Origin of the sequence: Erwinia sp. PsM31 (assembly GCF_030433775.1) — a bacterium.
Lineage (GTDB): Bacteria > Pseudomonadota > Gammaproteobacteria > Enterobacterales > Enterobacteriaceae > Erwinia > Erwinia aeris.
Genome location: NZ_JARUWZ010000025.1, coordinates 1 through 19,439 on the forward strand (window position 1 = coordinate 1; position 19,439 = coordinate 19,439).

Consider the following 19,439-nt stretch of genomic DNA (forward strand, 5'->3'; position numbering starts at 1 on the left):
GGCGTACCAGCTGCGGTGCGTGCGCGTCCGGAAGTAGGGCTGTTTCCCATATCCCGCGCTGGCGTACCAGCTGCGGTGCGTGCGCGTCCGGAAGTAGGGCTGTTTCCCATATCCCGCGCCGGCGTACCAGCTGCGGTGCGTGCGCGTCCGGAAGTAGGGCTGTTTCCCATATCAGCCTGCAATAGCTAAAGTAGGGGCTATTCCCATACTGGCCTTTATTGCGCTGAACTGGCAGTACCTGGCAGAAAATGTAGGGGCGATTCCCATACCGGCCTACACGGCGCTGCACTTGTTAAATCCGGCAGAAAAATTAGCGGGAATTTCTAGGCCGGCCTGCATACTGTTAATACAGTGAAACTAAACGCCTCAGTAGTGTAATACTGCACAATAATGATAATTACATTAAAAATGCAATTGTCGGAAAATTCATAGCCACTTTATGACTATTTTATTTCCTTCATTGTTATTGATTGTTAAAAATTAATACCCTCAAGTTAATAATAAAATTCATCTGTCGGTAGTTGCTACCAACGCCTGATTAAATCTTAACTTTCATCGCGAAATCTATTCAATGAATCTATGATTTCTTTGTTTTTCTTATAAAATCCGTACATGGGGTATGTGGCAACTGTTACTAATATAGGAACTAAAAGTACAATGGATGTGATAAACATTCCTATAGCTACTACAACATCCTTTTCGGGAACCGTAAAAGAACAAAAGAAAAAGATGTAGTAAGTAGCCAGAAATGTAATTAAAAATCCAGCGCCTTCATTCCTCTTTTTAATATACTTGCTCTTGTTAAGTTTGAATGTTACCTCTTTATTTTCATTTGCGGTGTTATTAGTTTCTTGATCAATGCAGTGTGCAAGTCTCTTAATTCTCGACTTTTGAATATCAGTAACATCATTACAGCTTAGTATTTTCAAATGCTGCCGCGCCAAAAGGGGGTCTCTTATTCCTGTTGCCTCAAGTAGAATCAGATTTCTTATTTCCTTGTCAATCGCTTTTATCTCATAGGGTTCCATTTCTATCGCTGCGCAAAGTGGCTTTATATCTTTAAAAACAGATATCCTCTCATTTGTAAGCTTTTTAAATCTTGCAGAAAAATTAAGAGCCATTGCAGCTGCTGGTAATATAAAGCTTATTCCTCTTAACCATTCAATATTCACGGTTCCTCCTGTGATTGATTTTTGTTGTATATATTAATTGCAAATCTAACGTTTGACATTTCTACAGATTGATTGATATATTTTCAACTGTTCTATGTCGTCGATGACGACCACCAATGGTCCGGTAGCTTGAGAGGATCGCCTTCGGGTAGCTACAAGAAACACTCCCGCAGCCTGAAAGGGAGAACGCAAAAGCGTGGTAAATCTGCTCACCTTTGGAAGCGGATATCGTCTTTAACAGCGCATCTATGTCGCAGACGATGAAGGTTTATATACACATCTCAGCCACGGCTTTTACATACGCCAGGCATCTCACGAACGGCATAGCTTATGCTGCTTCGCACACTTCCGTTATGAAGCTTTTCAGGTGTACGGCCTGAGCTGCATCCGACTTTTGCTATGACGCATAAGCCCATTTGGAACATTTGGGCGCTTGCGGAAGACGCATTAGGAGCATGAAGCTGCGCGGCGTCACTTTGGTTCGAGTGAAACGAGAACAAAGTGACGCGCGCAGCGCATAACGTCCAAACCCACGTACAGTGCGGTTTTCAACGGGCCGGTACAATCTGACGTGCACGTAGTACGTGTTTTCAGAACAACTCTGGCTATTTATTAACCACAACGCGGCACTGACGAACGAAACGTCAGGGGCGTTTAACTAGAAGGAGAATGATCGACTCGGTATCGATGGCGACATCAGGAAACTGATGTACGGAGGCAGACTGACTCACGTCAGCACGGCGCAAGCCGCAAACAGGTCAGAGACCTGGGGAAGCCTCGCAAGAACTCAACATTTCGCCGCCCCGATGCACAGATACCAGTTGAGCCGCAGGAAGCGCAAAGGCAACCACGCCGTCGGGGAAGAGATGTAAGCGCACAGAGTTACAGAACGGTCAGCACAGGCGTGCTGAATGTTCTGGATTCTGGCAGAGGTGAATATGTCCAATAAATTAAGTAAACAACTCGTGACGCTGGCACGCCAGGGCGGAGGAAGTTTTAAAACTGTTTCAGATCGTTCTAAGATTGCCAGCCGCTTTTCGGAGCGACTAGCAACCCTTAATATTCAGATTCGGGACGTAAGCCATGTTAAAACAAAGCATATCGAGAATTATATAAGAAGCCGACAGGAAGAGAATATATCTTCCCGAACGCTGCAGAATGAAATGGCTGCTATTCGGTCTGTGCTTTCACAGGGAGGCAGAAATATCCTTGCTAATCCCTCGCATGAAAAGTTAAGCAATGAGGCGCTGAATATTTCAGGGGCGAGCAGGGAAGGGAAGAAAATTGCAATTACTGATGAAAGACTGGCCGAAATCGTGGCTGCTGTCTCGCTCAAAGATGAAGGAGTGGCGATCGGTGTTCAGCTTGCAAGATATATAGGTCTTCGTGCAGAAGAAGTTGTCCAGTCAGCAAAATCCCTGAAAACCTGGAAGCAAACTTTAGCTGCCGGTGAAAATAAAATAAGCGTTGTTTTTGGATCAAAAGGTGGGCGGGCACGGGACGTCACAATATTTGAGCGTGAGAAAGTCATGCACTTATTGAATCAAGCCATTTCTTATGCAAATGAAAATAATGGAAGACTGATTAATAAACCTACCCTTCATCAGTCGCTCGACCGTTTTCATAATGTTCTAAGAGAAAATGGTATGACCGGCGTTAATGCCCCGCACAGCCTGCGATATGCTTATGCTCGTGACGCTGTTAATTTTCATGTTGAAAATGGAATGAGTCGTAAGGAGGCTGAGGCGCTTGTTTCAATGGATCTTGGGCATGGCGACGGGCGGGGTGCATATGTTGCCCGCGTATATAATCGAATGATCAATGATGAATAATATTTTCTTGAACAATAAGTACAATAAACGTTATTATTAAACTGTTTCGCACGTTGTCTTCGGACAACCACCAATGGTCTCGTAGCTTGAGATGACCGCCTTCGGGTAGCTACAAACGAACACTTCCAAAGCCTGCAAGGAAGTACACGTAAAGTGTGGTACATCTGCTCACCTCTGGAAGCAGATATCGTCAGTTTTCGCTCCTAATGCGTGACGATCGAGGTTTCTTAACTATCCGGCTTCGGCCTTTGTCCTTCGGGGAAACATTCCCGATCGGGCTAATGTTTCTCCATTTATCGTGAGAAACTATACCTATGATGAATCTATCAACAACTCTGTCCGATATGCTGAGATTAGCTGAATTCGAGAGCGAATTGCTCACTGCATTAGCTTATAAAAAACTCGGCATAGATGATCCTAATCATGAAGTGCATATCGATAGTGAAATCGCTATTTTCACCTTCGAGTACGGAATTGATATAGGACATTTTCTTGCCCCGGCCTGTGCAGATTTGGTGTGCTCAATACAAACTCTCGCACAGGAAATAAACGGGGTACATGTAGTTTCTTAACTATCCGGCTTCGGCCTTACGTCCTTCGGGAAAACATTCCCGAGCGGGCTCATGTTTCTCCCGTTTTCAGGAGAAATCATGTCACTTATCCGTTCGTTTCTTACTGAGCTCAGCAAACCGTTTGATTTGGCCCGTTCTGCCACAACTCGCGTTGTTTCAGACTGTCCCCGACTCAAAGCTGCTATCAGAAGAACGCCCTGGCTTGCCTCACCCTCCGGTCTGCATGAATACCGCTCCCACGTCTGGTTTGACGATCGTCGTTACCACGCCATTGTTATGGCCCGTAAGATGATCGACGGACAGCCGTCGGAAGCATTTGTGCACAGCCGTCACGGTGAGTTTCATACGTTCAGAGCGGCCCGTAAAACGGCGCAAATGGCAACGTCAGCACTGGCGACACTTACCGTCTTAACGGGTCAGGACTGATTACTTTCTTAACCATCCATCCGCTCAGCGGACCCCCTCGGGAAACATCTTTCCCGACAGGGCAGGTGTTTCCCGTTTTACAGGAGAAACACCATGATTACCCTTTTATTACCAACCTCCCTTTCCATAAAAGGCATCTTTTCAGCAGCCTTCGCTACAGCTTTATCCCTGAGGGATCGCGTTGCGGCCGGCAAAAGAAAAGAAGAGTGGATAACGAACCGGACTGGCTCACTCAGCTTTAAGGTTCAGGTTCATCAGTTACCTTCAGGAAAATGGACGGCCGGCATACTTACTCGTTCCGGCACGTTTTACGGTAATCACCGGTTTGGTTCTTTGAAAAAGCCGGATGAGGTATTCCGCTCTTACCGTCAGGCTCGCCGTTTTGCACTGAAGCTGGCGAATCAGATGGCAAACCTGCGTTATGCATATCAGTAAAGGGACGTGGAATATGACTATTTCAACAAACCTGGCAGATATGCTGCAGTTAGCTAAATACGAGTGCGACATGCTTACGGCATTAGCCTATCAGCGATTTGGTCTGGACGATCTTGACGAGCAGGTGCACCTATACGGTGAGCTGCCCTTCACGATAGCTGTTCAGATCAACGTCATATACAACCTTGAGTTCGGTATGGTTCAGGATCGTTTTCTCAGTTCTGGCTGTGCTGATTTGGTTGACTCCATCCGTGCCATGAGCATCAGGCTTGACCGCTCTTTGCATGAACGGATTTCCTTAAATGGACGTTCTGAAGGCTTGGGCGATCTGGCAATTGGCCGATTAGAATCTTTCTAATCTGACTTAACCCTGTGGGGATTTATTCCCCATCAGGGGGATAAATCCCCTTTTTTTGAGGATTTATCATGACACCAATCTCCGTACCGCCCCAACACGTTACCTATACCGTGAAGCAGAGCGGATGGATATCCCCTAGCCAGTGGCACAGTTTTACCCTGGCGGTCACTGAAGCATTCTGGCTGTTACCGGTACATCTCCGTCCGTGCTCGCCAACTGACGGTACACGTCTGGAACGTGCATCTTTGATGTTTACTCACCCTGATGCTTTTGAATTCGTTGGAAAAGACGAAGGGAATTACATATCTCAAAGCGTGATGTTTACCCGGGATACGAGCCCTGATTTGCGTATTGAAACGGAAGGTCAGCCCATCGACTTTTTCACGCGGATTGCGCTGCTAATGCTGTATCACCATTGCTCAGGCTGCTTTGAGATAACGTCATCAGCCGGCGGCGTCAGCTGGGCGCTTCCTGTTCGCTGGGCAATACGACACCAACTGATTGATGGCAGTGATGCTCCTCAGTCTTTCAGCATGGAAGGTTTCATTACCGGCGCAGCTGATGAACTGCTTATCAGAAGCGTTTCCGGAGGTGAACGTCCGTTTACGACGGCTGACTGGGGACTGGTTTCAGAACTTGAGTTCACACTCGAAGAACAGAAAACCCGCAAACGCTGATCCGGCAATCGATTTAACTTAACCCAACGGGGATTTACCTCCCTGTGGGCGGTAAATCCCCGTTTTTAATGGAGATTCACCATGACACATATACCAACCGAGCATCTGGTCCTTCCAGGCGTCTACCAGTTTGAGCAGGGAGCGTCCATAAATGATGAACAGTGGTTCAGATTTACCGACGCAGTTAAAGAAGCATTCTGGCTTCTTCCCGCTCAGCTCCGGCCTTATAAACAGCTGGGTTTTGACATGAACCGCGCGTCAGAACTTTTTGATGACGAGGGTTCAGTCACGTTTAACCACAAGGACGGTGAAGGCTACTGCCTCAATCCGTTTTACCTCAGGCAGACGCTTTCGGATAATTTTCGGCCGTACCGCAAAGTGGAGAGCCAGCGATGCAAACAGGATTTATTCGTGCGCATCGTGCTGGTTCTTCTGCATAACCTATGCCCGGACAGCTATCACATAACCAGTTCCTGTCCACAAAACTGGCTTTTCGCGCAGCGATGGCTGGCATGGAATATGGATATGTTCACCAAAGCACCTGAAAAAATACCGGCATCGTTTGTTATACCTGGCGCAATTGAACACCTGCTGCTGGTAAAAACCTCCGGTCCCGGTAAGCAGGTCACCACTGAAGAGTGGGAAGCTATATCAGGCATTGAGTTCTGGCTTGCTCAGCAGCACAACGACTGACCTATACCTATCCTTCCGGTGTTTGCTCTCCGTAAGGAGACAGATCCCGCTATTACAGCAGGTGATCCAATGTTTACTTTCAACAGCGACGCGCTCGCGCAGCTGTTTCATGAAACCTACCATCAGGCTATGTCAGTCAGGCTTGTTATCTGTTCGCAGGAAGGTTTGTTCCTGGAATTCAGGAACGGATTACCAGGTCAGCTTTTCTACCGCAAAGAGCGCATTTATGCCCTGGAATACAGCGGAGGGAGTGCCGACCCGGGCGTGCAGGTCGAACTGAATTTTGGTCAGATCTCTGAGACGTACGCTCTCACTGTAGATGACCCTACCTTTTTCAGTCCCATAACGCCTGCAGACAAGGTGGTTGTTCTGTCTGTCCGTTCAACCTATCAGCTGAAGCGTAAAACCATCAGCTGGCTCAGTCAGCATAAACTCGGGCTGTTCCGTGAACGGATGGACCTGATGAGGACTGCGGATTTTTGTGACTGCAGTTGCGACGAAGAGCGGGCCCGGTGGTTCGGTTCGGCAGCTTCAATGCTTGAAGAAGCAATGTTTACTGACAGTAAGCGGCATGACCACCACGATTTTTATCATTCCAGGCGGCAACTCCGGTCGCGACTAAACAGCATAACCGCCGACGGAAAGATCATTTCTCCGGTGCGTTAAAAACTTACCCTGACGGGCGTATTTCTCGCCCATCAGGGGAGGGATACGCCCTTTTTTTACTGAAGGAGTATCCCGTGAAGAAACCAGTCAAAGCGCGTCGCGCCAAGAAAACAGAAACCGTCGATCTTTATCAGAAGGTAACGGATCGCATCGTGCAGGCACTTGAGAAAGGCGTCGCGCCATGGAAAAAACCGTGGCGCACGACACAGAAGTACGCCGCAGCAGGCCCGCTGCCGGTCAATGCATCGACGGGGCGCGCCTACAGCGGTGTTAACGTTCTGCTTCTCTGGCTTGAGGCCGAAGAGAAGGGGTACAAAACGGATCGCTGGGTGACGTACAAACAGGCTCAGGACATGGGCGGCCAGGTTCGCAAGGGTGAAACCTGCGCGCAGGCCGTTATCTTCAAGCCTTTTGAAAAACAGGCTGAAGACCTCAGTGGAAACCTGCGTTTCGACGCCGAAGGTAATCCGCTGATGGAGTCGCGGGTGATGATAAAGCCCAACTTCCTGTTTAACGTCGATCAGTGTGACGGGTTACCCGAATCTGCTGTTGATATACCGCATGCCTCTCCTGATGAAGATGAGCAGGGCGGGCTTCACTGGCCGACCGAACAGCGAATAATGGAACTGATCGATGCCGCAGGCGTGGCTATCAGCATTCGTTTACAGGATCGCGCCTACTACAGCCCTGGCACAGACAGAATTGTGATGCCGGAGGCGAAGCAATTTTTTACCGAGGCCGATTACTGGTCCACGCTGCTGCATGAGATGGTGCATGCATCAGGCCATGAGAAACGACTCAACCGCGAAGGCATAACCAAATCATCCAGAAAGTTTGGCGATCCGGTTTATGCATTTGAGGAGCTGATAGCTGAAATGGGCAGCGCGTTTCTCTGCGCCCAGCTTGGCGTTTATGGTGAGGTCCAGCATGAAAGCTATATCGACTCCTGGCTGAAGGCGCTTAAAGAGGACAAAAAAGCCCTTTTTCGTGCCTGCCGGCACGCGAGAGAAGCGTCAGATTTTTTACTGCAGTCAACTGAAAAAGCGGCCCAGGCTGCTTAATTAAACAAACCGGTAGCGCTCACTTCGCGCGCTGCCATCCCGTGAGGGCATTATTCCTCACGGGATGATGCCCTCTTTTTTTACCTGAGAGGAAATCAACCATGTCTGACTGGTGCAGAAATCATTTTGAAATTACCGGTAAATCTCCGCTTCTGGCCGTTGCGGAGGAATGGATAAAAGGCGAAACAGAGCCTCTTTACCGTCATGCCGTTATGCAGAGCATAAAAATTTTCCTTGCTGGCTATAGCGGCCTGCTCCGCCCCGTTAAAACGGCATCTTTTTCACCCTTCCCGGAGCTTATAAAATTTGGGGTCGGGCAGAATACGCTGGCTAATCAGGCATATGAACAGTGGCTGGAATATCTGAAAAAAGACGTACCCCTGGACGGTCATCATATCCGGTCGATAAATCGTGTTTATCATCAGTCGGGTATTGGCGCCATAAAGTGGGAAAGCATTCCAGAGTTGTCGCGCAGACATATTGGCAGGCTTATGGAAGATCGGTATGCCGACTGGTTTGGTGTAGCGTCCCTTTCGCGAGACATTGACTTTGCGTTGTGCTGGGAAAAACTCGGGCAGTTTCCCGAACGATCTCAGCCCTGCGATCTGCTGCAGATTATTCCCAGCCGGCTTGCGGCTGAGATAAACGGGAGCGGTGGATTGTTGGCCGGTATGTCTACGGCAACCAGTCTTTACTGTCGGCTGTACGGAATGGAATGGCCCGCCGGCCATAACGTCCGCTTTCAGCGTGAAGGGATAAACAGCATAAAGCTGTCCTTCGACTCACCCTGGTTTCCGCCGTCTGGTGAATCAGTGGCCGCACTATCGGCAATGTTCGATTGCGAGGTTCGTCACTGGTACAGCGAGCCCGCCCATGAACTTGAAGGTTTCGATTGTTACGATCGGGGGCAACACGTCAGCAGTGGCGAAGTCACTATCGACGAGCTGGCCGCGGAAGTAGAAGAGGTAGTCGTTCCTGATAATGTGGATGAACCTGAAGCCGTGAACAGCGCGCAGTCATCGTTCGCCGCTTTATAACGCTGCCTGAACCATAACGCCTCCTCGGAGGCGTTTTTATTGTCTGGTATTTGGAAAAAAGCTGAAGAAGAAAATATTAAATTTCAACATTCAGTTTATGGTCGTTTATCCCCCTCAAAACCGGCAGCCTTGTGACACCCAATTGTCAGAGGTTGCCGAGCTATGTCTTTTAATCAGACTCCCGAGCAGGAAAGAATCATTACGTGGACGGGAAACAAGCTTGTTGTGGGTGCTTTTGCCGGAACCGGAAAAACATCAACGCTTGAAGCGTTCGCAAGAGCGAACCCAGAGCGGCGAATGCTGTATCTGGCATATAATCGTGCCATCCGGGATGAGGCTGAACGCCGTTTTCCTTTCAATGTTGAATGCAAAACGTCGCATCAGCTTGCCTGGTCCCAGTTCGGTCGTTTCTTTCAGCATCGACTTACTACGTCTCTTCGCATAACCGACGTTGCAAAGCTGTTGAACTCACGATACTGGCCTCTTGCAAAAGCATGCCTCACTTCGCTGAATAACTTCCTCTACAGTGCTGATTTAGCTCCGAGTCTTGCTCATTTGCCTGATGAAAACGATCGTAGCGGCCTTGATGCTGGCAAAATTTTGGGTGCCGTACAGGTTTTATGGCGAGAAATGAGCTGCTCTGACTCCCGCTTTCCCGTTACACACGATACCTATCTGAAACTATTCCAGCTTTCAACTCCAGATCTTAGTTTGAAATGGGATCTCATCCTTTTTGATGAGGCTCAGGATGCTAATCCTGTGACCAGTCATTTTGTGCTTAATCAGAGATGTAGCGTCATTCTGGTCGGTGACCAGTATCAACAGATTTACCGTTTCAGGGGGGCTGAAAATGCTCTTAATGCAAATGAGCTGGCAGACGCAGATCGACTCTGGCTAACAAACAGCTTTAGGTTCGGACCGGCTGTAGCAGAAGTGGCAAATGCATTATTGAGAGAGGCAGGAGAAAAACGGAAAGTCACTGGCTGCGGTGGTGAAGACAGTATTGCTGATACGCTTCCGGAGAATGCAGAACATCACTGTGTGATCAGCAGAACGATAGCCGGCGTTATTTGGGCAGCGCTTACGGCAAGCCTTGCAGGAAAAAGAGTCTTATGGATAGGCGGTATCGAAGGATATAGGGTCGAGGATCTGGAGGATTTATATTGGTTCTCAGTTGATATGCCTGAGCGAATGCAAAAGTCGCTGCTTACCAAAGATTACAGGGATTTTGAGGAGTACAAAGCGATAGCAAAAGCTACAAAAGATGCAGATATGGGGCAGGCTATAAAGCTGCTGGAAATGTACTTTCCACTTCCGCAGAAACTCGTAATTTTGAAGCGACAGATAGCACATAACGAAAGCGACGCGGATTTAACAGTAGTAACGGCTCATCGCAGTAAGGGCCTGGAATGGGATACGGTCGTTCTTAACGACGATTTTAATGACATCAATAATCCGCTGATAAGCGCAGAAGATAGAAGAGATGAGCTGAACTTGCTCTACGTTGCAGCGACACGGGCCAGAAAAATGCTGATTCTCAATGAAATAGTCAGGCAAGTCGTCAAACAAACGCCATAAATCCCTCTGTATAGCTCTTACGAACCAACACCAACTTCTCAGGATTTCAGTATGTTAAACAAGCTGAAAAATTTATTTTCAGGTAAGGATGCAGCTGAAGACAGTTCAGCAAAAAAATCTCCTTCAGGATACTTTACACCTTCCACAGGCGCTGAGCTGCTGGCTTTGCCACACAGAAAAAAGCTTTTAAAACAGCTCTGGGATAACACTTCGCTTCCTGAAAATGTGTATGAAAGACTTTATCTGGAACCCCTCAGAACGCTCGCGCAAACTACCCAGAATGTCCCAGCCACTTCAACTGGAGAATGGAGCTCAGAAGGCGGATATCTTGATTTGACGATCAAGTTTACAGCCTACAGCGTCAGATTAGCGAAGGGGTATATGTTTCCACCCGGAGCTGCTCCTGAGGAGCAGGCGGCGCAAAATTCTTTATGGAATGCTGTGATTTTTTGGGCGGCGTTATTCCATCATCTGCCATTACTGGCTCACTACGAAGGCGAGCTTTTGGATGGTAGTTCCTGGCCTCCCGGGGTTAAAGCACCAGACAGTATTTTCAGGTTCCGGAATATTGCTAAAGATGCCGGCAATGCCAGTGGACAGCCATTAGCAACATTTATCGCCGCCCGACTTTTGCCGCAAGACGGAGTTTTATGGCTTTCTTCCAAACCTGCTGCTTTTAAGGCTATGACTCTTCTGATGCATCAGGGAGTAAGTGGAATACCTTTAATTGAGGAGATCATTGCAAAGGCAAGGGAACTGGTGGGCTCACCTGAACTGCATGCTCCAGGTGTTTTAAACCACACACTGGCGACAGCAGAAAGTCATCCTTCTACTAAGGAGACATCGCCGATTCCAGGCTTAGAAGATACGCTAAGTCTGACAGCTTCAGGAGCGAGTCTGGAACCTGCAATTGATGAAAGCATTGCGAAGAGCCACGAACTCGGCTCGACATCTTCAGGGGAGGATCTATCTGCTAATCCAGAACTTGCAGATAATCTGGACGCTTTGCTCTCATCAGCTTTACCACATTCTGAAACTGACCTAAATCTGGTCCCAGATAAACTGCAACAAGGCATAGAAAATACAGAGCCAGAGCAAAAGGTGTCGGAGGACACTGCTCAGGTTCAGGAGGACGACACCGCTCTTTTACTTAGCATGTTTGCTGTTGATAAAGACAAGGATGACAAAGGATTAGACACAGACCACCATGCTGAAATGCCTATTCACGCATCCGCTTTTTCGGAAAATTCGCAGGAGTCAAAACTGGAGCCAGTACCTCTCGTAAAGGAGGCATACCTAGCCGTTGATCCTACAGTAAAAAGCAATAATTTAGACTTGGAAGATACTGTTACCCAGGGGGAAGAACTGGAAATTTGCGTTAAGGAAAAATTAAATGATGAAAATCTTATATCAGTCATTGAAGAACCAAAAAATAATATAACTGACATTAATGATTTAGGTCCCCAGTTTATTTCATGGCTATCAGAGGGGATTGAAAGGGGAGACCTGAGTATTAATGAGAATGAAAGCTTAGTGCATACAGTAAGTGGATTCTTATTCGTATCGTTACCTGACACCATATTCAAATTTATCAATTCTAACTCTCTTGAAGTAGATAAAAGGAAAGTACAATCAGCAATAGAGAAAATGAATATTTTACATTCTAAAAATGACAATCGTTTTTTTAGGGCTCGTATATATGAAGAGGTTGAATTTCAGGGGAAGTTTAAGAAAAAAAGCGGTTATATGTTGAAGTCTTCAAAGGTATTAGGGAAGAGTGAATTTACCAGCGGGGATGGAAAATATATATTTATAGATGTTTAGTTAATAGGGAATCCGAAAGGATTCCCTTAATATCAATTAGCGAGAGCGTTTTTTACGACATCAGGGACAGACGGGCGCCCTTTAACAAGGCAGGTTGCTACAAATACAGCCTCTGCATACACTGAACCATTTACTAATATCTGCTGAACGAAATTGATACGGTTCTTTTTTTCATTTTCCGCAACGGAGCATGTGACCTGCATTTCATCAGCTTTTTGCAGGCTTTTCTTGAATTTCATCGTGTACTCAAGAATCATGTGAATTCTACCTTCAGTGAATTCCTGCTCCAGATCCAGACCAAGCTCATCTTTCATAAACGCATGGCGCGTCCATTCCATATAGAATGGATAGTAAAGTCCGTCAACAACACCTTGAAAATCAACATGTTTTTCGTCAACAGTAAAATCTTTAGTAAACATTATAAATCCTTAAAATAATTCAGAAGCGCAAAGCGCATTGGGAGCATCAAATTTTCGAACTCCTTTTGCGATGTGTCTTCTCCAGTGCAGACATTGAGGGCCATACTTACATTGTCCTCAATGCCGTAAATAAAGCTTATGCCATGATAAATATTATGCTCGCGACGCTGTTTGTCGATAATGTTATCTTTGTCAATCTTAAGGGCTTCATCCCATATAACTGTGCTAACATCACCCTTCCGAATCTTGGTTAATTCGATACCTATTTTTATCAGAAGACTGTCTTTGTATTTACCTTCATAATAAAACTTGTTATCCCAGTCTGCGTAACCATTGCTCTGATGAGCACAGATCAGATTATTCTCTACAAGTAAGGTAGATACGTATGTGGTTCGCTCAAATTTATCTAAAAAATTAATTACCTCGTTACTACAACGATGGAAGTTAATTTTTATTTCTTTTGAATCCACTTTATTCTCCGACACTCTATTACGTTCTCTTTTTTTACATTTATAATTTCTTTGCCTTGAATCTGAATTGTATCTTCATCCAAAACTAAGATAACCCCTATCTTTATGCCATCAACATGCCTGATGTAACACAACTTACCATTATTAGGGTCGATATTTATCTCATTAGATACAATGCAGAACTCTCCGAAATTTACATACGGCTCACCATAGACGCCGCCAATTTGTATCAGCTCAACATCAGCCAGCTGCCGGCTTGCAAGAATAAAAAGAGTGTCTTCGTCTAGCGTGGTGTATTCAGCAAACTGAGGAGGAAATCCTTCGCCAGTTAAGATCCATTCCGTTTCAACATGAAGCCCATGCTTGTTGAAAAATTCAACAATCACATTGAGTGCCTGGATTTTTTTGACAGGAAAAGCACTGCCGGCTTCCCAGCGTGTGTAAGAAGTGTAAGACAGGTCCAGTTTTTTTTCATGAACATAGGCAACTAACTCTTGAGGAGAAGTGCCGGTTGCAGCTCTACAGCATTTAAGCCGCTTCCCAATCGTATCTAACATGCACACACCATGAGGCTAATTAATTTTATGATTTTAAAGGAAATTTATAAGCATTAAAGGTAAATAAAAAACAATCGAACGCAAAATAATTGCGTTTTTTTCATTAGTAATGTTAATATGTAAACTCTAAAGTTATTTAGTGTTTAACATTATCATAATATTGCTCTTTCTTAACACAAACCTGTTTGAGCGAGGGTTAGCGCGGTTTACATGGCAGCGCATTAAAATTTCAGGGGCTCAGTTCGTTTTCATATGGAATTTTATTTATGGCTAATTCCACAACAAAACTTAACAAGGAGTCAGTAGCTATGCCCTCGCTCGAAAACGATAAAAAATTAGCCCCTCTGGTTTACATAGGTCCCGCAAGACGAGTCAAAACCGAGCAGGCTGCTATGTCAGTCGGCTCCGCGTTCGGAAGAGTTATGACGTCATCAAAGCTCGTACAAGGCCTGATCGACCGTTATTTAGATACTTACGTGAATGAAATAACGGCCCGCAAAACTAAATAATCTGATTGTTTACTTCTTTATATCTACTTGACGGTAGAGGGGAATTTCATGCCTGAAAAAGCTACTGATATACCTTTTTCGACTGAGGCGGAACAGTGCGTGCTTGGTGCGCTGATGCTGGAAAATGATCGATGGGATGACGTCAATCTACTGCTGAAGAAGGAAGATTTTTTCATTTCCGGGCATCGCGCCATTTATATGGCTATGTCTACATTGTCTGCCGCGTCCCAGCCTTTTGATCTGATCACGCTTAGCGAGAAGCTGGAACGCAGTAATGATCTTGAGCGCTGTGGCGGTTTCGCTTATCTGGCGGAACTCTCTAAAAATACCCCTTCAGCTGCCAACATTATGGGCTATGCCGCCGTCATGGTGGAGAAAAGTCGTTTACGGGAGCTGCTTGTGGTTGGCAATGCCATTCTTGCCGACGTGCATCACCATCGCCTTAGCGCGCCGGAGGTTGCTGAGCATGCTGAAAATGCCCTTTTCAAACTAAGTGAGCAGGGCGTTTTTCAGAATGCAAAAGAGCTCGAAGTAACGGAAGCGCTGGACTTACTGCTTAGCAAACTTGAATCAGCTACAGGATCAGACAATTTTATAACCGGCACTCCAACAGGTATGGCAGCGCTGGATTACATGTCCTGCGGACTTCAGCCAGGGGATCTGATTTTGCTGGCCGCCAGGCCATCAATGGGTAAAACCTCTATGGCGCTGAGCTGGTGCATTGGCGCATTGCTGGGACGACCGAAACAAAGTGTTTTCATTTTCAGTATTGAAATGCCTACCGAACAGCTGATGATGCGGCTGCTTTCCATGCGTAGCAAGGTAGAGCTTAGTCGTCTGCGCAGCGGTGATCTTGGTGACACTGAATGGAATCTCATTAGTAAAGGGGCTCACGAACTGGCCGAATGGCGCAATCGACTTATCATCGATGATAACAGCGCCCAAACCCCGGCAACGCTTCGTACCCGTGCGCGCCGTTATATCCGTAAGTACGGGCAGCCTTCACTCATCATGGTCGATTATCTGCAGCTGGTACGTTGTCCTGGCATGGAGAACCGCACGCAGGAAATCGCCGAGATTTCACGTTCTCTTAAGGCATTGGGCAAAGAACTCGGCTGCCCGGTGCTTGCGCTCTCCCAGCTTAATCGTCAGGTAGAACAACGCGCTGATAAACGCCCTAATAATGGCGATCTTCGTGATTCCGGCGCGCTTGAGCAGGATGCTGACCTGATTAGCTTTATCTACAGAGATGAGGTTTATAACGCCGACACTAACTGTGCAGGGCAGGCAGAGATCATCATCAGTAAACAGCGCCAGGGGCCAACCGGAACCCTGAAAGTGCAGTTTGATGGAAAATATACGCTGTTTTCTGAGTACCCTGAAGGCAGTTATGACCTCGGATACGATGACAGGAAGCAGTCCCGATGAAAAAAATCCTGCCTGAAGGTTCAATTGCTGGAGTAGAAAGCACGCTTACGCGGGTGTTTACGCTTGATCAGTTACGTCCTAATCCTGACGATCCGCGCAAAACGCGTAATCCTCGCTTCGATTATATAAAAGAGTCAATCAGGGCTCGCGGACTTGCCTCCGTGCCGATTGTTACTCGTGACCCACGCCTTCCCGATGGGATATGGACGTTCAGTGACGGGGGTAACACCCGGTATGCAATTCTTAAAGAGCTTTGGGAAGAAACGGGTGAAAGCCGGTTCAATGAGATTTTATGCGCCATTAAACCCTGGCCTGGCAGATTAAATTGCCTGGTTGGTCATCTGGCCGAAAATGAAGGGCGCGGGTCACTGACGTTTATCGATAAAGCGTTTGGCGTGCAGAATGTCCGAAAAATTCACGAGGAAACGGTTGGTCGAAAGGCAACCTTACGTGAGCTGTCAGCTATTCTGGCGAAGGAAGGTCTGCCCGTTCACTATTCCACAATAAGTCGGATGGAAGACACTCTAAAGCATCTTTTTCCCTGGATGCCGACCCTGCTGACATCCGGTTTTAAACGAGAAAGTATCAACCAGCTTCTGTCGCTCAGGCAAAGTGCCGAAAAAGTATGGGACAACTGCTGCCTTAATAAAGGCATTGAGCCTGTTAAAACCTTCGCAGAGGTGTACGGCGGGTGTTGCCAAAAATTCGACGATCCTGAAAGCTGGTCTCAGGACATGTTCCTTGACGAGCTTATTGGTGATCTGACTGATGCGCTGCCTGATGATGAAATGGACTATGACCGTTGGCTGCTGGAACTTCGAGACGCCAGAAAACCAATGTTGCACGCTGGGGATCTTGAGCAGGAGGTCTTGCATCAACCTCAAGCGTCAGTCGTGCCAATTGTTGGGGCCAATGATGAGGCAGTTGCTCATATGGCAGAAACAGAGATTGAACCAATCGCTGCTGATATACCGCGAAATAACGAACTCCACATTACAGAAGAGAAGACTCCCTCTAAAACCTCTGATTTGCTTGATGATATTCAAAGCGAGTCATCTCCGGTTGTACATGCAGAAGTCGCTTCATCAGCGTTTGAAACACATACTGCAACTGATGGACAATCACCTCAGTCTGCTGACTTCACTGCAAACAACCAATCAGATGTTTCTTTCTGGCAAATAAATGCCCTTCAGGACGATATCGAACATCTGCAAAGCATGGCCTATCGACTGTGCTGGGATATCAGCGAAGCGTTAGGCTGTGCTGAAGGTTTCGAGCCGGCGAGCGAAGACGAAAACGCCCCAGGTTATCGTATGGCATCTGCAGAAACTTCACATCCGGCTGCACTACTTCTGGCTTCGCTCACTGGCACCGGTGCTGACACCGTGAATATGGAGCTCGTTGTAAATCTGCTGATCGGTACATCTGAATCTCATCCTCCTTTACTCAATGACGATATGACCCTGACGTTATTTCGCCTGGTCAGGGTGCTTCGTCGCCTCCGCGAACTGCAGCGACAGGCCGCTGCTCCGACTTATGCCTTAACAACTGAAGGGTTGCACAATGAACACTAATTTATCCCGCGCTGCTAACGGTTTTCTGCTCGATCTCGTTATGGAGCTTAAAAATGGTTTCATTCGTCGCTGTGACAAAATGGGGTTGACTGGGGAGGAAATCGCCGCACTCAAGGATATGACGATCGAGGATATTCACTACATCTGTAACAGTGAGGTTTCTGTGCTGTCGTTCCAGATAAACCATGAAAACCTCAGCCGGCTGCTGAATCAGGCGCGGACAGAGCAGACACGGCTTAAAAGGCTCGATCGTGCCCTGGCCTTGGGTGGCTCAATTGCGCTGCTGTCCCACTTCTTTGGCCTACCAAGCAGCGAAGTTGCTACCCGCCGCCGCATTGCCGGCATAAAAGTTCGTGCCGGTCGTGGAACGGTCATATCTGACGATGAGAGCGCCCGGCTCTGGTCGATTTGGGATAATAGCGGCAAGACGGTCTCCTGCGACACGGAAGAAGGTCTTGAAATCATGTTGCTTGCGGCTGAGGAAATGAACATTCCGCTTACCGCCGTCTGGAATACGATCCGTAAATGGGAAAGTGAAAAGCTGACCGCTGCGAGTCGAAGAATGGCATAAGAGCCTGCCCGCGGCTTGAGACAGAGCGGGCATGAACATTCACTGTAATAAGTAAGCTAAGGGACTCATCGTGAAGCTAAATGAAATTATCCCGGGTCTGAAAGCGCCGGCTACGGCTCCATCTGCCATTTGCAACAAGGCCGCCAGAGCGGTACGCGGTTTTTATAAGGGGGAGCGTAACTTTAAGCGGCTCCATGAAAATCAGACTGGTTATTACAAAATAGATATTGGCCCCTTCTGGCGCTTACTCAGCAGAGATGAAGGCCAGACCTGGATAATGATGAATCATGAAAGATACAACACTGCGATTCGTAACTGAACGCGAGAGAGACTGCTTAGCGGTACGCTTCCAGGCGTAGCGCTAAGTGTTTTTTATAGCCACGATCCGCATAAGGGAGAGTAATGAAGCTTCCGGATGACAGCCTGATTAGCCACGCTGTCAAAAAAATGAATGACCGCCTGCAGGCGCGTGAGTCGGGAGAGCAAAACAACTTTGCGCGCGGCGGGCTGCTGTTTATGGGTAACGTGCATGATGCACTTCCCCGACGATTGTTGCTGGATACCCGGTTATCTCCTCTCGATAAAATGGCCTGGATAATTATTCGCCTGCACGCCCAGCATAACGATGGCGCGGTATTTCCTTCTTATGATGATCTGCAGCTTCAGCTGGCAACGCCGGGCAAAGGTAAAGCCTCCAGAGAAACCATCAGCCGGGTATTGCTTATGCTGCGCATTACCGGCTGGCTGAGCCTGTGTAAGCGTGTTCGAGATGATAAAGGACGAATAAGGGGAAATATTTATGCGCAGCATGACGAACCTCTGGCATTTGCAGATGCCGAGTTACTTGATCCTCGCTGGCTTCAGACGGTAGCGGAGGCGTGCTTTAGCAGCAATAAGACAATAAGCCAGACGGCAAAAACCATTATCAACGATGTTTGCCTTGATCCCGCCATGCGTCATCACCGAAGTCACCTGGCGGTTATAGAAGGGCGGCTGGGGGCAGCGCAAAACCCCTCTGACATGAAAAATCGTATGCAGCTAATGCATCCCGGTTCGGAATCCGAACCCGGTGACAAAGGCTATAAAATATTACCGGATTCGGATTCCGAACCCGGTGAAAAAGCCCCTGGAAACAACAGAGTTCGGGAACCGAACAGTTACGTACGTATTGTTAATAACAATACTAAAAATACATACGTACAGCAGGCATCTGCTCTGCCGGAGAAATTTGCCAGCCTGCTCAGTGAGCAAGACCGTAAAATGCTGAGCGCACAGCTTCAGGCGCTTCAGCCAGAACAGGCACAGCTGGTTTTGCAAAACCTCGCCAGGGCCATGAAAGAAGGCACTCTGCAAAATCCGGTGGGATGGATGCTGACCGTGCTCAAGAAAGCGCGAAAGGGCGAGCTTTACCAGCCGCAGAGGGAATCCATCGCTAAACCTGTACCCGCCCGGCCTGAGTACCGGCCAGTCCAGTCCGAACGGCCTTTGCGCCGGCAGGTCACTAATGACGCCCGCGTGCGGGACATCATTCAGCGTGTGCGATCTCACATTCATTCTGACCGCTCTGACAATGACTAAGT

General features: G+C 47.4%; 23 protein-coding genes. 19 read left to right on the top strand and 4 right to left on the bottom strand.

Annotation, left to right across the window (positions count from 1 at the left end; genetic code table 11):
• A partial coding sequence (locus QCD69_RS16925) for a hypothetical protein (protein ID WP_301252858.1) occupies positions 1–189 on the top strand: 189 nt, incomplete at its 5' end.
• A 356-nt stretch (positions 190–545) separates the two neighbouring features.
• Here the strand turns inward: QCD69_RS16925 and QCD69_RS16930 are convergent.
• The gene (locus tag QCD69_RS16930) at positions 546–1,172 is read right to left on the bottom strand and encodes a hypothetical protein (protein ID WP_140034307.1); all 627 of its coding nucleotides are present in this window, start codon (positions 1,170–1,172) and stop codon (positions 546–548) included.
• Positions 1,173–2,110: 938 nt separating this feature from the next.
• Between QCD69_RS16930 and QCD69_RS16935 the strand changes: the two genes are divergently transcribed.
• From QCD69_RS16935 to QCD69_RS16990, 12 genes are all read left to right on the top strand, one after another.
• Complete coding sequence (locus tag QCD69_RS16935) at positions 2,111–3,004, top strand: integrase domain-containing protein (protein ID WP_140034366.1); 894 nt, start codon at positions 2,111–2,113, stop codon at positions 3,002–3,004.
• A gap of 314 nt (positions 3,005–3,318) precedes the next feature.
• On the top strand, positions 3,319–3,576 hold the full coding sequence (locus tag QCD69_RS16940) for a hypothetical protein (RefSeq protein WP_140034308.1): 258 nt from the start codon (positions 3,319–3,321) through the stop codon (positions 3,574–3,576).
• Positions 3,577–3,654: 78 nt separating this feature from the next.
• Positions 3,655–4,002, top strand: a complete 348-nt coding sequence (locus QCD69_RS16945; RefSeq protein WP_140034309.1) for a hypothetical protein — start codon at positions 3,655–3,657, stop codon at positions 4,000–4,002.
• Positions 4,003–4,095: 93 nt separating this feature from the next.
• Positions 4,096–4,437, top strand: coding sequence for a hypothetical protein (locus tag QCD69_RS16950; protein ID WP_140034310.1), 342 nt, complete (start codon positions 4,096–4,098; stop codon positions 4,435–4,437).
• 13 nt (positions 4,438–4,450) lie between these two features.
• Positions 4,451–4,795 (top strand): hypothetical protein, encoded by a 345-nt coding sequence (locus tag QCD69_RS16955; protein WP_140034311.1) that lies wholly within the window; start codon positions 4,451–4,453, stop codon positions 4,793–4,795.
• A gap of 68 nt (positions 4,796–4,863) precedes the next feature.
• Positions 4,864–5,472, top strand: coding sequence for a hypothetical protein (locus tag QCD69_RS16960; RefSeq protein WP_140034312.1), 609 nt, complete (start codon positions 4,864–4,866; stop codon positions 5,470–5,472).
• Positions 5,473–5,553: 81 nt separating this feature from the next.
• The gene (locus tag QCD69_RS16965; RefSeq protein ID WP_140034313.1) at positions 5,554–6,165 is read left to right on the top strand and encodes a hypothetical protein; all 612 of its coding nucleotides are present in this window, start codon (positions 5,554–5,556) and stop codon (positions 6,163–6,165) included.
• A 69-nt stretch (positions 6,166–6,234) separates the two neighbouring features.
• Positions 6,235–6,831: a hypothetical protein gene (locus QCD69_RS16970; RefSeq protein ID WP_140034314.1), complete on the top strand. Its 597-nt coding sequence runs from the start codon at positions 6,235–6,237 to the stop codon at positions 6,829–6,831.
• 74 nt (positions 6,832–6,905) lie between these two features.
• A complete protein-coding gene (locus QCD69_RS16975) occupies positions 6,906–7,892 on the top strand; it encodes an ArdC family protein (RefSeq protein WP_140034315.1) in 987 nt (328 codons plus the stop codon).
• A gap of 101 nt (positions 7,893–7,993) precedes the next feature.
• Positions 7,994–8,929: a DUF1281 domain-containing protein gene (locus QCD69_RS16980; RefSeq protein WP_140034316.1), complete on the top strand. Its 936-nt coding sequence runs from the start codon at positions 7,994–7,996 to the stop codon at positions 8,927–8,929.
• A gap of 162 nt (positions 8,930–9,091) precedes the next feature.
• Positions 9,092–10,507, top strand: coding sequence for a UvrD-helicase domain-containing protein (locus QCD69_RS16985; RefSeq protein WP_140034317.1), 1,416 nt, complete (start codon positions 9,092–9,094; stop codon positions 10,505–10,507).
• 51 nt (positions 10,508–10,558) lie between these two features.
• Complete coding sequence (locus tag QCD69_RS16990) at positions 10,559–12,331, top strand: TraI domain-containing protein (protein WP_140034318.1); 1,773 nt, start codon at positions 10,559–10,561, stop codon at positions 12,329–12,331.
• Between the two features lie 32 nt (positions 12,332–12,363).
• On the opposite strand, the gene QCD69_RS16995 is transcribed toward QCD69_RS16990, so the two are convergent.
• Genes QCD69_RS16995 through QCD69_RS17005 form a run of 3 tightly spaced genes read right to left on the bottom strand, consistent with a single transcriptional unit; the run spans position 12,364 to position 13,777 of the window.
• Positions 12,364–12,750 (bottom strand): acyl-CoA thioesterase, encoded by a 387-nt coding sequence (locus tag QCD69_RS16995; protein ID WP_140034319.1) that lies wholly within the window; start codon positions 12,748–12,750, stop codon positions 12,364–12,366.
• The gene (locus QCD69_RS17000) at positions 12,750–13,220 is read right to left on the bottom strand and encodes a hypothetical protein (RefSeq protein WP_115388365.1); all 471 of its coding nucleotides are present in this window, start codon (positions 13,218–13,220) and stop codon (positions 12,750–12,752) included. The genes QCD69_RS16995 and QCD69_RS17000 overlap by 1 nt, the downstream gene beginning before the upstream one ends.
• Positions 13,202–13,777 (bottom strand): hypothetical protein, encoded by a 576-nt coding sequence (locus QCD69_RS17005; protein WP_263055015.1) that lies wholly within the window; start codon positions 13,775–13,777, stop codon positions 13,202–13,204. Before QCD69_RS17005 ends, QCD69_RS17000 begins: the two co-directional genes overlap by 19 nt.
• A gap of 266 nt (positions 13,778–14,043) precedes the next feature.
• On the opposite strand from QCD69_RS17005, the gene QCD69_RS17010 reads away from it, so the two are divergent.
• From QCD69_RS17010 to QCD69_RS17035, 6 genes are all read left to right on the top strand, one after another.
• Entirely contained in the window at positions 14,044–14,286 is a 243-nt protein-coding gene (locus tag QCD69_RS17010; protein ID WP_140034321.1) for a hypothetical protein, read from the top strand.
• A 48-nt stretch (positions 14,287–14,334) separates the two neighbouring features.
• Positions 14,335–15,714 carry an SPI-7-type island replicative DNA helicase gene (gene dnaB-PI, locus QCD69_RS17015; protein ID WP_140034322.1) on the top strand — a complete coding sequence of 460 codons (1,380 nt, stop codon included), beginning with the start codon at positions 14,335–14,337 and terminating at the stop codon, positions 15,712–15,714.
• Complete coding sequence (locus tag QCD69_RS17020; protein WP_140034323.1) at positions 15,711–17,288, top strand: ParB family protein; 1,578 nt, start codon at positions 15,711–15,713, stop codon at positions 17,286–17,288. The genes dnaB-PI and QCD69_RS17020 overlap by 4 nt, the downstream gene beginning before the upstream one ends.
• Positions 17,278–17,859 carry a DUF2857 domain-containing protein gene (locus tag QCD69_RS17025; RefSeq protein WP_140034324.1) on the top strand — a complete coding sequence of 194 codons (582 nt, stop codon included), beginning with the start codon at positions 17,278–17,280 and terminating at the stop codon, positions 17,857–17,859. The genes QCD69_RS17020 and QCD69_RS17025 overlap by 11 nt, the downstream gene beginning before the upstream one ends.
• A 70-nt stretch (positions 17,860–17,929) precedes the next feature.
• Positions 17,930–18,178, top strand: a complete 249-nt coding sequence (locus tag QCD69_RS17030; RefSeq protein ID WP_140034325.1) for a ParE family toxin-like protein — start codon at positions 17,930–17,932, stop codon at positions 18,176–18,178.
• An 83-nt stretch (positions 18,179–18,261) separates the two neighbouring features.
• Entirely contained in the window at positions 18,262–19,437 is a 1,176-nt protein-coding gene (locus tag QCD69_RS17035) for an STY4528 family pathogenicity island replication protein (RefSeq protein ID WP_140034326.1), read from the top strand.
• The last annotated feature ends 2 nt before the right edge of the window (positions 19,438–19,439 follow it).

Coding starts and splice junctions, on each gene's coding strand:
- QCD69_RS16935 (WP_140034366.1), top strand. CDS start 2,111: ATGTCCAATAAATTAAGTAAACAACTCGTGACGCTGGCACGCCAGGGC.
- QCD69_RS16940 (WP_140034308.1), top strand. CDS start 3,319: ATGATGAATCTATCAACAACTCTGTCCGATATGCTGAGATTAGCTGAA.
- QCD69_RS16945 (WP_140034309.1), top strand. CDS start 3,655: ATGTCACTTATCCGTTCGTTTCTTACTGAGCTCAGCAAACCGTTTGAT.
- QCD69_RS16950 (WP_140034310.1), top strand. CDS start 4,096: ATGATTACCCTTTTATTACCAACCTCCCTTTCCATAAAAGGCATCTTT.
- QCD69_RS16955 (WP_140034311.1), top strand. CDS start 4,451: ATGACTATTTCAACAAACCTGGCAGATATGCTGCAGTTAGCTAAATAC.
- QCD69_RS16960 (WP_140034312.1), top strand. CDS start 4,864: ATGACACCAATCTCCGTACCGCCCCAACACGTTACCTATACCGTGAAG.
- QCD69_RS16965 (WP_140034313.1), top strand. CDS start 5,554: ATGACACATATACCAACCGAGCATCTGGTCCTTCCAGGCGTCTACCAG.
- QCD69_RS16970 (WP_140034314.1), top strand. CDS start 6,235: ATGTTTACTTTCAACAGCGACGCGCTCGCGCAGCTGTTTCATGAAACC.
- QCD69_RS16980 (WP_140034316.1), top strand. CDS start 7,994: ATGTCTGACTGGTGCAGAAATCATTTTGAAATTACCGGTAAATCTCCG.
- QCD69_RS16985 (WP_140034317.1), top strand. CDS start 9,092: ATGTCTTTTAATCAGACTCCCGAGCAGGAAAGAATCATTACGTGGACG.
- QCD69_RS16990 (WP_140034318.1), top strand. CDS start 10,559: ATGTTAAACAAGCTGAAAAATTTATTTTCAGGTAAGGATGCAGCTGAA.
- QCD69_RS16995 (WP_140034319.1), bottom strand. CDS start 12,750: ATGTTTACTAAAGATTTTACTGTTGACGAAAAACATGTTGATTTTCAA.
- QCD69_RS17005 (WP_263055015.1), bottom strand. CDS start 13,777: ATGTTAGATACGATTGGGAAGCGGCTTAAATGCTGTAGAGCTGCAACC.
- QCD69_RS17010 (WP_140034321.1), top strand. CDS start 14,044: ATGGCTAATTCCACAACAAAACTTAACAAGGAGTCAGTAGCTATGCCC.
- dnaB-PI (WP_140034322.1), top strand. CDS start 14,335: ATGCCTGAAAAAGCTACTGATATACCTTTTTCGACTGAGGCGGAACAG.
- QCD69_RS17020 (WP_140034323.1), top strand. CDS start 15,711: ATGAAAAAAATCCTGCCTGAAGGTTCAATTGCTGGAGTAGAAAGCACG.
- QCD69_RS17025 (WP_140034324.1), top strand. CDS start 17,278: ATGAACACTAATTTATCCCGCGCTGCTAACGGTTTTCTGCTCGATCTC.
- QCD69_RS17035 (WP_140034326.1), top strand. CDS start 18,262: ATGAAGCTTCCGGATGACAGCCTGATTAGCCACGCTGTCAAAAAAATG.